This is a genomic window from Halomonas halocynthiae DSM 14573, assembly GCF_000425725.1.
GTDB classification, from domain to species: domain Bacteria; phylum Pseudomonadota; class Gammaproteobacteria; order Pseudomonadales; family Halomonadaceae; genus Halomonas; species Halomonas halocynthiae.
Window position 1 is genome coordinate 23,755 of the sequence record NZ_KE384441.1, and the last position, 11,135, is coordinate 34,889.

At 55.7% G+C, this 11,135-nt stretch carries 7 protein-coding genes; 5 read left to right on the plus strand and 2 right to left on the minus strand.

Features of this window, described 5'->3' with window-relative positions; genetic code table 11:
* Positions 1 to 1,389, plus strand: coding sequence for a threonine synthase (gene thrC / locus H616_RS0111975; protein ID WP_027967580.1), 1,389 nt, complete (start codon positions 1 to 3; stop codon positions 1,387 to 1,389).
* A gap of 80 nt (positions 1,390 to 1,469) precedes the next feature.
* On the plus strand, positions 1,470 to 3,257 hold the full coding sequence (locus H616_RS0111980; protein ID WP_027967581.1) for a single-stranded-DNA-specific exonuclease RecJ: 1,788 nt from the start codon (positions 1,470 to 1,472) through the stop codon (positions 3,255 to 3,257).
* Positions 3,258 to 3,364: 107 nt separating this feature from the next.
* On the opposite strand, the gene H616_RS0111990 is transcribed toward H616_RS0111980, so the two are convergent.
* Together H616_RS0111990 and H616_RS0111995 are read right to left on the minus strand one after the other, a co-directional pair.
* Positions 3,365 to 5,926, minus strand: coding sequence for a heavy metal translocating P-type ATPase (locus H616_RS0111990; protein WP_027967582.1), 2,562 nt, complete (start codon positions 5,924 to 5,926; stop codon positions 3,365 to 3,367).
* A complete protein-coding gene (locus H616_RS0111995; protein WP_027967583.1) occupies positions 5,923 to 6,372 on the minus strand; it encodes a MerR family transcriptional regulator in 450 nt (149 codons plus the stop codon). The genes H616_RS0111990 and H616_RS0111995 overlap by 4 nt, the downstream gene beginning before the upstream one ends.
* Positions 6,373 to 6,679: 307 nt before the next feature.
* On the opposite strand from H616_RS0111995, the gene H616_RS0112000 reads away from it, so the two are divergent.
* The 3 genes from H616_RS0112000 (at position 6,680) to lysS (ending at position 11,074) form a co-directional block, all read left to right on the plus strand.
* Positions 6,680 to 8,014, plus strand: coding sequence for an OmpP1/FadL family transporter (locus H616_RS0112000; protein ID WP_027967584.1), 1,335 nt, complete (start codon positions 6,680 to 6,682; stop codon positions 8,012 to 8,014).
* A 356-nt stretch (positions 8,015 to 8,370) separates the two neighbouring features.
* Positions 8,371 to 9,466, plus strand: a protein-coding gene (prfB, locus tag H616_RS0112005) for a peptide chain release factor 2 (RefSeq protein WP_156906462.1) whose coding sequence is annotated in 2 segments (ribosomal slippage) — positions 8,371 to 8,442 and positions 8,444 to 9,466 — 1,095 coding nt in all. Because the reading frame shifts where the segments join, the coding sequence is not laid out codon by codon here.
* A 69-nt stretch (positions 9,467 to 9,535) separates the two neighbouring features.
* Positions 9,536 to 11,074 (plus strand): lysine--tRNA ligase, encoded by a 1,539-nt coding sequence (lysS, locus tag H616_RS0112010; protein ID WP_027967586.1) that lies wholly within the window; start codon positions 9,536 to 9,538, stop codon positions 11,072 to 11,074.
* Positions 11,075 to 11,135 lie beyond the last annotated feature (61 nt).

An 11,135-nucleotide genomic window follows, 5' to 3' on the forward strand; every position in this document is an offset into this window, starting at 1 on the left:
ATGCGCTATATCAGCACTCGCGGGAATGCGCCCGTACTGAGTTTTGAAGAGGTCGTGCTTACTGGCATGGCGAATGACGGTGGCCTTTATGTGCCGGAAAGCGTGCCTCAACTGTCTGCTGACGATCTCAGCGAGATGGCTGGGCTGTCTTATGCCGAAATTGCGTTTCGGGTGATGAAGCCTTATGTGGGTGGCGAAATCGATGATGAGACCTTTCGTGGCCTAGTGAAAGAGGCTTACGCCACCTTCAGCCATGAAGCGGTAGTGCCATTAAATCAGCTGGACAGTAACCACTTTCTGCTTGAGTTGTTCCATGGTCCGACACTGGCTTTCAAAGATATCGCCCTACAGTTGCTAGGGCGGATCCTCGATCATTTCCTCAGTAAGCGCGGTGAGCGTGCGGTTATTATGGGTGCCACCTCGGGTGATACCGGCTCGGCTGCCATTGAAGGTTGCCGCCATTGCGATAACCTCGATATTTTTATTTTGCATCCACACAATCGTGTGTCTGAGGTGCAGCGTCGCCAAATGACCACGGTATTGGCGGACAATGTCTTCAATATCGCCATTGAAGGCAATTTTGATGATGCCCAGGCGATGGTCAAAGCCAGCTTTGCTGACCAGCGTTTCCTGAATGGAACACGGCTGGTGGCGGTGAACTCGATCAACTGGGCGCGCATCATGGCTCAGATTGTTTACTACGTGGCATCAGCTGTTGCGCTGGGTGCGCCGCATCGTAAGGTGAGTTTCTGTGTGCCATCCGCCAATTTTGGTAACGTTTTTGCTGGCTTTATGGCCTACCGTATGGGGCTGCCGGTTGAGCGCTTCATCATTGCCACCAACGATAACGATATTTTGCACCGCACCCTAGCCAGTAATGATTTCTCTAAGCATGAGTTGGTGGCGACACTGGCACCATCCATGGATATTGTTGTGTCGTCCAACTTTGAGCGCTTGCTGTTTGAGGCTTATGAGCGAGACGGTGAGGCAGTCAGTGCGCTGATGGAACGCTTCCAACAAGAGCCCGCTGCATTAGCCGATGCGCCGTTGGCCAAGTTACGCAAGATGTTCGTTAGCCATAGCGTGGATGACAGCACTATTCTGGAGGCCATCCGCGAAGCGCATTACCACACCCAAGAAATTCTGGACCCGCATACCGCGACGGGTTATCGCTCTGCCCAAGAGCAGCGCGGCAACAAGGCGGTACCGATGATAACCCTCTCGACTGCGCACCCAGCCAAGTTCGCCGAAGCAGTGGTCAAGGCCGGTTTCCCTGGCGTGCCCCTGCCGCCGCACATGGAAGACTTGTTGGAGCGTGAAGAGCGCTATACCGTGCTGCCTGCTGAGCTTGAAGCCGTTCAGGCATTTGTGGCTGAGCAGCGTCGCTGAGTGTCTGAACGTTTGATGGGGAATGCGTGGAGCAACGGGTGCCGTTCAGTGATACGGCGGGCAGGACAACGAGTGCGCCCGTGGACGAATTAACAGACGCGCTAAGGCCCCGGCTGGAACCGCGCTTGCGCGACGCTGAGCTAGAAGCCCGCGCTTTGGCTGAAGGCTTGACGCCACTGCAGGCGCGGGTTTTTGCTGGTCGTTTGGCGAACACTCAAGGCCCGCTTGAGCCGCTGATATCGCCTGGCCTGCGTCACCTGGCGCACCCTGAGCGGCTCAAGGATGCTAGGCGTGCCGCCGAGCGTATTGCCAAGGCAGTCATCGATGGTGAATCGATCGGTATCTTGACCGACTATGACGTCGACGGCATTACTTCCCATGTGGTTATCCGGCGTACGTTGGGCGAGCTATTCGGTGTGCCAGAATGTCGTCTGCATAGTCTGATTGGTCATCGTATTAATGATGGTTATGGCATTAGCCTACCGCTGGTAGAGCGCACACTTGCCTTATCGCCTGCCCCCAGCCTAGTGATAACGGCCGACTGTGGCAGCAGTGACGAGCCACGTATCGCTCGGCTTAAAGGTGCTGGTATCGATGTGGTGGTGACCGATCATCATGCTTTGCCGCTGGAGGGGCCGCCAGCTTCTGCCTATGCCACGGTTAACCCCACTCGGGACGACTGTGACTACCCTGACCCGACCATTGCTGGCTGTATGGTGGCTTGGCTGACAATGTCGCTGACCCGTTCGGTGCTGATCGAATGGGGTGTGATTGGCCAAGAAACGCCCAAGCTTTCGCCTTGGCTTTCCTATGTGGCGCTGGGCACCGTAGCAGATTGCGTTTCGCTAGGTGCCAGTGCCGCTAACCGCGCAGTGGTTAGCCAGGGGCTCAAGCTGATTAATCGTATGGACGAGGCGTGCTGGCGCGCCATGGCTGAGCGCTTGGGAGCAGACAGCGTGCCCTTCAGCGCCGAAACACTGGGTTTTCAGATGGGACCGCGCATCAATGCCCGTTCTCGTCTTGATGACCCTTACGCGGCGCTGCACTACATGCTGGCTAGCAATGACGCGACGGCGTCGCGGCATCTGACCACGCTGGATGAGGATAATCAGTCGCGTAAGGCCATTGAGGCGGATATGGCCGAGCAAGCCAAGGCGCTGGCGCTGCCCCAGTTAGCTGAGAATGTGGCGGTGCTGATTATCGTGTTAGAAGATGGTCACCCTGGGGTGCAGGGCATTGTGGCCTCGCGGCTGGTCCAGGCCTATGGCCGACCGGCGCTGGTAATGACGCCAGCGACTACGCCAGACATGCTGACCGGCTCAGGCCGCTCTATTGAGGCGTTGCACCTGCGTGACGCGTTGCAACGCGTCTATGAGCTGGCACCGTATAGCTTGCCGCGCTTTGGCGGGCATCGTGGTGCGGCTGGTGTGGGGGTGCCACGCGATCAGCTAAGCGCCTTTTGCACGGCGTTGCGTCAAGCGGTCGATGAGCAGCTGGGTGGCCTAGCGCTGTACCCCCGCATTTTGACCGATGGCGAGCTGTCGCCAAGCCAGTTATCGCTGCTCACCCTAGATGAGCTGGACGCGCTGGGCCCTTATGGACGCGAGTTTGATGCCCCATTGTTCCAGGGTGAGTTCTTGGTGGAGTCGCTGCGACCAGTGGGTGCGGATGGCACACACCTGATGATGACGCTGTCCAGCGGCTCAGCCAGTATCCGCAGCATCTGGTTTCGCGCCTTGTCGCCCGGCGAACTGCCAGCGTTTGCTATCGGCGATACGCTACGTTGCGCGTATCGCTTAAACCGTAACCGTTTTCGTGGGCGCGAGTCGTTGCAGTTGATGATTGAGCACGCTGAGCCGCTGAGCTGATACGGTTCAGCGGCTTTCAGGGGTATCTTTACTCATCCAGAACCACCACACAATTAGGCCAATTAGCCCCAGCCCTAAACAATTGACCACTAGTGTAATCAGCATACTCATGAGTGAGCCTCCTGAGGTTTGGGTGCATCGGTGCTGTCAGTACCGTGTGTTTTGAGCAGGCGTAATCGGTTGGCGTTGCTGACGACAGTAATCGACGATAGCGACATGGCAGCGCCAGCAATCATGGGTGATAGCAGCATGCCGGTAAACGGATACAGCACACCGGCTGCGATGGGAATGCATACGATGTTGTAACCGAATGCGCCGACGAGGTTCTGCCTGATATTTTTAAGCGTGGCCTGGCTGATTTCGATGGCGTCAGCAATGCCGTGCAGCGAGCCGCGAATTAGCGTAATGCCGGCGCTTTCGATAGCGACATCAGTCCCTTGCCCAATAGCAAAGCCGACGTTAGCACGTGCCAGCGCTGGGGCGTCATTAATACCGTCGCCAACCATGCCGACAATTTCTCCTTGGCGTTGTCGGCGCTCAATTTCGGCGTGTTTGTCTTCGGGCAGTAACCCCGCGCGAAAGTCATCAATACCCACCGCACGGGCGATGGCGCGAGCGGTGTGTTCGTTATCACCGGTCAGCATAACCACGGTCAAACCGTCGTCTTGCAGGCGCTTCACCGCCGCGATGCTGTCGTCACGCAGTGGGTCGCTAATGCCAAAGATAGCTGCTAGCTCACCGCCTACCGCGAGATACACCACTGTGCGAGCGTCGTCTTCGAGGCCGCTGGCGAAATCGCGCCCCAGACTCAGGCTGATAGTGTTTTCTTCCATTAGCGTGGCATTGCCCAGCAGCAGGGTCTGGTTGTCACAGGGTTGGTTGTCACAGGAGTGTGCCGTGACGCCGCGCCCGGTAATGCTGTCGAAATCGCGGATGTCACGTTCAGCGGCATCATGCGTTTCGCAATAGCTCAGTACGGCAGTGGCCAGTGGGTGCTCTGAGCCGCGCTCAAGTGCCGCTGCCAGTCCCAGTGTCTGTTGTTCATCGCCTGCAAACACTCTGGCTTCGGTAACGCGTGGCTTGCCTTCGGTCAGTGTGCCGGTTTTATCTACCACCAGCGTGGTCAGTTTGCTGGCGGTTTGCAGTGCTTCGCCGTTTCTTACCAGCACGCCATGTTCGGCGGCCTTGCCGACGCCAATCATGGTCGAAATCGGTGTAGCCAGGCCTAACGCACAGGGACACGCAATGATCAGCACCGTGGTCGCGGTGACCAGCATATGAATAACGCGTGGTTCGGCGCCAAAATTGAACCAGGCCAGTGCAGTGAGTACGGCAATGATCATGACTGAGGGCACGAACACGCTAGAGACCTTATCGGCCAGGTCACCAATCGGTGGGCGTGAGTTCTGGGCACTGGCGACTTGCTCAGTAATTTGTCCCAGCCGAGTATCGGTGCCCACCCGGGTAGCACGATAGACCAGCCCACCACGACCATTAACTGTACCGGCACTGACCTCATCGCCCTGGCCTTTGGCGACGGGTAACGGCTCGCCAGTTAGCATTGACTCGTCGATATGGCTTTGGCCCTCGGTGACTTCGCCATCGACCGGCAAGCGTTCCCCCGGGCGCACACGAATTTGGTCGTCCTTACGCACGTCGTCGATGTCGATTTCATATTCTGCGCCATCGCGAATAACCCGTGCGGTCTTACTTTGTAGGTCAAGTAAGCGTTTAAGTGCATCGCTGGTGCGGCCCCGAGCGCGTAACTCTACGGCGTTGCCCAGTAAGATTAAGCCGATAACCATGGCTGATGCTTCAAAGTAAATCCCGCGTGCGACCTCGGGCAGCCAGCTGCCAAGAAATACCACCACCATGGAATACAGCCAAGCGGTGCCGGTGCCCATGGCGACTAGGGTGTCCATATTAGCCTGGTGATGGCGGGCATTTTTCCACGCGTTGACAAAAAAGTGACGCCCAGGAAATGCCATTACCAAAAGTGTTAGTACACCAATAGCCGCCCAGTAGATTCGCCCAGCGCCCACTGGCTGGGGATGAAAAAAGAACATGCTGGCCATTAGTGGCACGGCGAGTGCCAGCGACCAAAAACTGCCATGCAGACGTTTTTTATAGTCGCGCTGCTCTTTGTCAGCACGGCTGGACTCGGCCTCGCGCATGTCGACGATGGGTTCGGCGCTATAGCCGACGCTATCGACCGCAGCGATCAATGCTTCTTCATTGGCGCTGCCGTGAACTTGAGCAGTATGGGTACCGAAGTTAACGGTTGCCGATGTCACCCCTTGAGTTTTTTCCAATGCCTGCTGCACGCTCTTTACGCAGCTGGCGCAGGTCATACCGCTGATGGCCAGTCGGTGTGTGCGGCTCGCGGCGCGTTCTTTGTTTGGGCTGTGCTGTGCTGGGGATGACGCGCGCTCAGTTTGCTCACTGGTACATTCTTTGTTGAGTTCGTTTGGCGTGAAACCTGCCTCGGTAAGTAGGTGGTCGAGATGCTTGCCATCGAGTGTGGTGGTGGTTTCCAAGCGCTTTTCGTCTGGGAAGCCTGTCACCTCAGCCTGTGGGTCTTCAGCCTGGATGACCTTGCGCATCTTACTGACGCAGCCCTGGCAGCTCATGCTGGCCACGTTGCGCTGGAAAGTGGTGCGGATACTCATGGGGTCTCCTTGGCGGGGTTTGAGGTGTCGCGGGGCATTAGCGGTTCGGGAAAGTTCTCGATCAGCTGGCACAGGCTATGGCCATCGGGCATGCCGTCAGGCATCTCGGCCCAAGTGGTTAGTGCCTGCTCCATGCGCGTGGCAAGTGCTTGAAGCTCAACAATGCGCTGGCGTATTTCGGGTAGGCGGCTGGCCAGAAAATCACGCACCAGAGGGCAGGGCGAGTCGCCCTGGTCGGCCTGCTCAAGGATTTCGCGAATTTCAACCACACTGAACCCGAGCGTGCGCGCACGTTGAATGAAACGTAGTCGCTCAAGGTCGTGCTGAGTGTATATCTGATAGCCGTTGTCTGGGTTTCGGCTGGGTTTCAGCAGTGCTTCGCGCGTGTAATGGCGTACGGTTTCGGCGGTAACGTCGGCTTCATGGGCCAGTTCGCTGACTTTCATGGTGGCCTCGAAAAGAAGAAAGGTTGGCTATAGTGTAGAACCTGTGTGTTACACAAAGGTCAAGAATGTTTAGGTTTGAAGGTAAGTTCCCTGACAGCGTGTTAATTAACCAATTGAAATATAGAGATTATTTATCTAGTGCGACTAAAGTAGGAGAGGTTTTTAAATTAAAACGAGCGTTTGGCCTTGATCATAAGGGGCTGTTTCGCGAACACTGGGGTCAGCGTCAGCACAGCATAGGTGCAGATGAGAAGCGTCATACGACACGCATAATAAAACAGTCACAATAGACAGGGTGTATCGCGCCATGAATAACAAGCTCAATGCTCTCAGTATCGCCGTTGCCTCGGCATCTGTTCTTCTTGCTGCCGGCCAGGTACAGGCTGGCGGTTTTCAGCTCAACGAACAAAGCGTCAGTGGTCAGGGTTATGGCCACGCAGGGCGTAGCTCTAATGTTGAAGATGCGACAATTGTATTCGGCAACCCGGCGGGCATGTCGTTTTTGGATCGTGCCCAGATCTCTGCTGGTGGCACGTATTTGCATGTTAAAAATGACATCAGCAACGTCAGTGCTACGCGCAATATAGACTCAGGAGTTGCAATGGGTGGCGCACCGAATGGTGTGCAAGTGCCAGTAGGGGGCGTGCCGGGCACCAGCAACGGTGATATGGTTGGTAATAAGGCGGTTCCTTATGCGTTTTATGCGCACCCAGTGAATGATCAACTGGCGTTCGGTTTTGGTGTTTATGCCCCCTTTGGTTCAAAAACGGATTATGAGAAAGACTTCCAGGGTCGTTACTTTGGTAACTATACCGAAGTCACTGTAATCAGTGCTCAGCCGACAGTGTCGTATCGCTTCAATGACCAGTGGTCGGTGGGTGCTGGCGTGACCTATAACCGCGTTGAAGGTGAGCTGCATCGTCAGATTCCTAGCGAACCCGGCTATAACCAAGCAGGTGACGTTGATGCTCGTGTAAAAGGCGATGATGATGCTTGGGGCTATAACCTGGGCGTGATGTATCAGCCGGTGCCGGAAACTACCTTGGGTCTGACGTATCGCTCAGAGGTGAAGTACAACTTAGAGGGCGACTTTAAAGCCGTTGACCCGTTCGGCAATGCGATTCAGAAGGATAGTGCGCACTTAAAGCTGACGACGCCTGAAACCGTCAACTTCTCTGTGACGCAACAGATGTCTGACAATCTCAAATTAATGTTTGGTGCCTCTTGGTCGCGCTGGAGCAAGTTCCAGGAAATCCGTGTGACAGGTGATACGATTCCGGAAATCACCAAGGAAACGCAAAACTATAGCAACTCGTGGGCCTTTGCTGCGGGTGGTGAGTACCAGTTGAATCCAGAATGGGTGTTGCGTGCCGGCTTGACCCTCGACAACACGCCGAGCAACGATGAGCACCGCAGTGTCCGTATTCCGTCCGATGATCGTCGTATCTTCTCGTTGGGTGCCGGCTGGACGCCGATGGACGACTTGACCATTGACGTGGCTTATTCCTATCTGACCGAGCGCACGACCGATGTGGAACAGGTTCGCAGTGATCATCTCGGCGGCATCGGTGGTACCAGCTACTCAGCTAAGTACAAGAACGAAGCTCACGGCATTGGCGCACAGATGACCTATCGCTTCTAGGTTGGCGCTTCCAGGTTGACGCTTTGGGGGTTGGGGCAGTGGTTTTGTGGGCGTCGGATTTATCCGGCGATGCAGACTACTGTTATGACTAGGCCCAACCCCATCGCCGGGTAACGACTCAGCAACTCAGGCTTCCACAGTGTGGGTTGTGGGTGTGGTGGTTTTTTGTCAACGTCGGATTTATCCGGCGATGAAGGTTCCGACTGGCTGTTATGCCGATGCCCAAGATGACGGGCTTCGCTGCTTTGGCTACAATACTCTCCCTTTGTGATGCGGCCCTAAGGGTCGTTTTTTCTTTTATTTCCCATGTCTCTGTATTCAAACAGTAGATATCGGCAAGCAGCAGGGCGAGCTTCATGGAAACTAATCCGATTCATAACCTTCTCAAGGACCTGTCCGAGCGGACAGACGTCCTGAGGGGGTATCTTTGACTATGCCGAGAAGAAAGATCGGCTAGAAGAAGTGTCGCGCGAACTGGAAGATCCTAATGTCTGGAATGACCCAGACTATGCCCAGAAACTGGGCAAGGAACGTGCGGCGTTAGAACAAGTTGTGCAGACCATCGATGAGCTGGAGCAGGGCGTTGGCGATAATGCCGACCTGCTAGAGCTGGCCGAGATGGAGGACGACGAAGACACCGTTGCTGAGGTTGAGCGTGAGCTTGACTCACTGCAGCAGAGTCTGGCCAAGCTGGAATTTCGGCGCATGTTCTCCGGAGAGATGGATGCTAACGGTGCCTACCTCGACATTCAGGCCGGTTCTGGCGGCACCGAGGCCCAGGACTGGGCCAACATGCTGCTGCGCATGTATCTACGTTGGGCGGAACACAACGGCTTCAAAGCTGATATCACCGAGCTTTCTGCTGGTGAGGTAGCGGGTATCAAGTCGGCGACCATCCATGTGCAGGGCGATTATGCGTTTGGCTGGCTGCGCACCGAAACGGGCGTTCATCGTCTGGTGCGTAAGAGCCCGTTCGACTCAGGTGGCCGTCGTCACACGTCCTTTACGTCTGTATTCGTCTCGCCAGAGATTGATGATACCTTCGAGGTTGAAATCAATCCGGCAGATTTGCGTACCGACACCTATCGTTCCAGTGGTGCCGGCGGGCAGCACGTTAATACCACGGATTCCGCTGTGCGTATTACCCACGAGCCGACAGGTATTGTGGTGGCGTGTCAGAGCCAGCGCAGCCAACATGCCAACCGTGACTTTGCCATGAAGCAACTCCGCGCAAGGTTGTGGGAATACGAGATGGACAAACGCAACGAGGCCAAGCAAGCGGCGGAAGACTCCAAGGCAGATATTGGCTGGGGCAGTCAGATACGTTCCTACGTGCTGGATGATCAGCGCATTAAGGACTTGCGTACTGGCGTACAGACCAGTAACTGCGACCGCGTGTTGGACGGCGAGCTGAACCAGTTTATTGAAGCGAGTCTTAAACAAGGGCTCTAGTCCGGTTTCGCTCATGTGCGGACCATGCGACGCCTTTCTCTCAAACCGGCAGGATAACTAGGCACAATCATGTCTCATCAGGATTCTTCACAGCACGATGAAAACCATCTGATTGCAGAGCGTCGAGCCAAGCTTGCCGAACGCCGCAAAAGCGCTGAAAGCGAAGGTGGTAGCGCCTTCCCCAATGACTTTCGTCGTGACAGTCTAGCCGCTGAGCTGCATGCTGAGTTGGGGGATAAGGATAAATCAGCGCTTGAGGCGTTGGCGCGTTCTGCTGCCGTGGCTGGGCGCATCATGCGCAAACGCGGCCCTTTTATCGTGATCCAGGATGTGTCTGGACAGATCCAGCTGTATGTGGATAAAAAAGGCCTGCCTGAGGCTGTGCTGGGTGATATCAAAGGCTGGGATATTGGCGATATCGTCGCTGCGCGTGGCCCAGTGCATAAATCGGGCAAGGGCGACTTGTATGTGATGATGGAAGAGGCGCAGCTGCTAACCAAGAGCCTGAGGCCATTGCCTGACAAGTTTCACGGACTGACGGATATGGAAGCCCGTTATCGTCAGCGGTATGTAGATTTGATCATGAACCCTGAGTCTCGCCAGGTCTTCGAGACGCGGGCCAAAGTGGTCAGCGCCATGCGTCGCTTCTTTGAAGGGCGTGGTTTCATGGAAGTCGAAACACCCATGCTGCAGCAGATTCCGGGTGGTGCAACGGCGCGTCCTTTCGTGACGCACCATAACGCCCTAGATTTGGATATGTACCTGCGTATTGCCCCAGAGCTGTATCTCAAGCGCTTAGTAGTGGGCGGTTTCGAGCGGGTGTTTGAAATTAACCGTAACTTCCGTAACGAAGGGCTGTCTACGCGACATAACCCCGAGTTCACCATGATTGAGTTCTATCAGGCCTATGCAGACTATAACGACCTGATGGACCTGACCGAAGAGATGCTGCGCAGCATCGCCACGGACGTGCTGGGCAGCCCGCTGGTGACGAATACGCGGCGTGATGCTCAGGGTGAGGTGGTTGAAACCATCGAATATGACTTTGGCAAATCCTTCGCGCGCATGAGTGTGTTCAACGCCATTGTCGAGTACAACCCAGGCATCGACGATGTCGCGCTGTCTGATGATGTGGCTGCCCGTGAGATTGCCCGCGGGCTTGGCATCACGGTGAAAGATAGCTGGGGTCTGGGCCGAGTGCAGATGGAAATCTTTGAAGAGACCGTTGAGCACCTGCTGGAGCAGCCGACGTTTATCACTGACTACCCCACTGAAGTCAGCCCTCTGTCGCGGCGTAAAGATAGTGATCCCTTCGTCACCGAGCGTTTCGAGTTCTTCGTCGGTGGCCGAGAGCTCGCCAATGGCTTCTCTGAGCTTAACGATGCTGAAGATCAGGCTGATCGTTTTGCTGAGCAAGTGGCTGAAAAAGACGCTGGCGATATGGAAGCCATGTACTTCGACGCCGACTATGTGCGCGCCTTGGAAGTGGGTATGCCACCTACCGCTGGTGAAGGCATCGGTATTGATCGGCTGGTGATGCTGTTCACTGACAGCTCCTCGATCCGCGACGTACTGCTATTTCCCGCCATGAGGCCTGAAGCCGAGTGAGCAACCAGTAGTTGAGTCACAGGCCGCAGCTAGGGTGTGTCCTGCAGTCTTCTGTGCTGTT

Bases quoted from the DNA above. Each gene is read 5' to 3' on its own strand.
- thrC (WP_027967580.1), top strand. From the start codon at position 1: ATGCGCTATATCAGCACTCGCGGGAATGCGCCCGTACTGAGTTTTGAA.
- H616_RS0111990 (WP_027967582.1), bottom strand. From the start codon at position 5,926: ATGAGTATCCGCACCACTTTCCAGCGCAACGTGGCCAGCATGAGCTGC.
- H616_RS0111995 (WP_027967583.1), bottom strand. From the start codon at position 6,372: ATGAAAGTCAGCGAACTGGCCCATGAAGCCGACGTTACCGCCGAAACC.
- H616_RS0112000 (WP_027967584.1), top strand. From the start codon at position 6,680: ATGAATAACAAGCTCAATGCTCTCAGTATCGCCGTTGCCTCGGCATCT.
- lysS (WP_027967586.1), top strand. From the start codon at position 9,536: ATGTCTCATCAGGATTCTTCACAGCACGATGAAAACCATCTGATTGCA.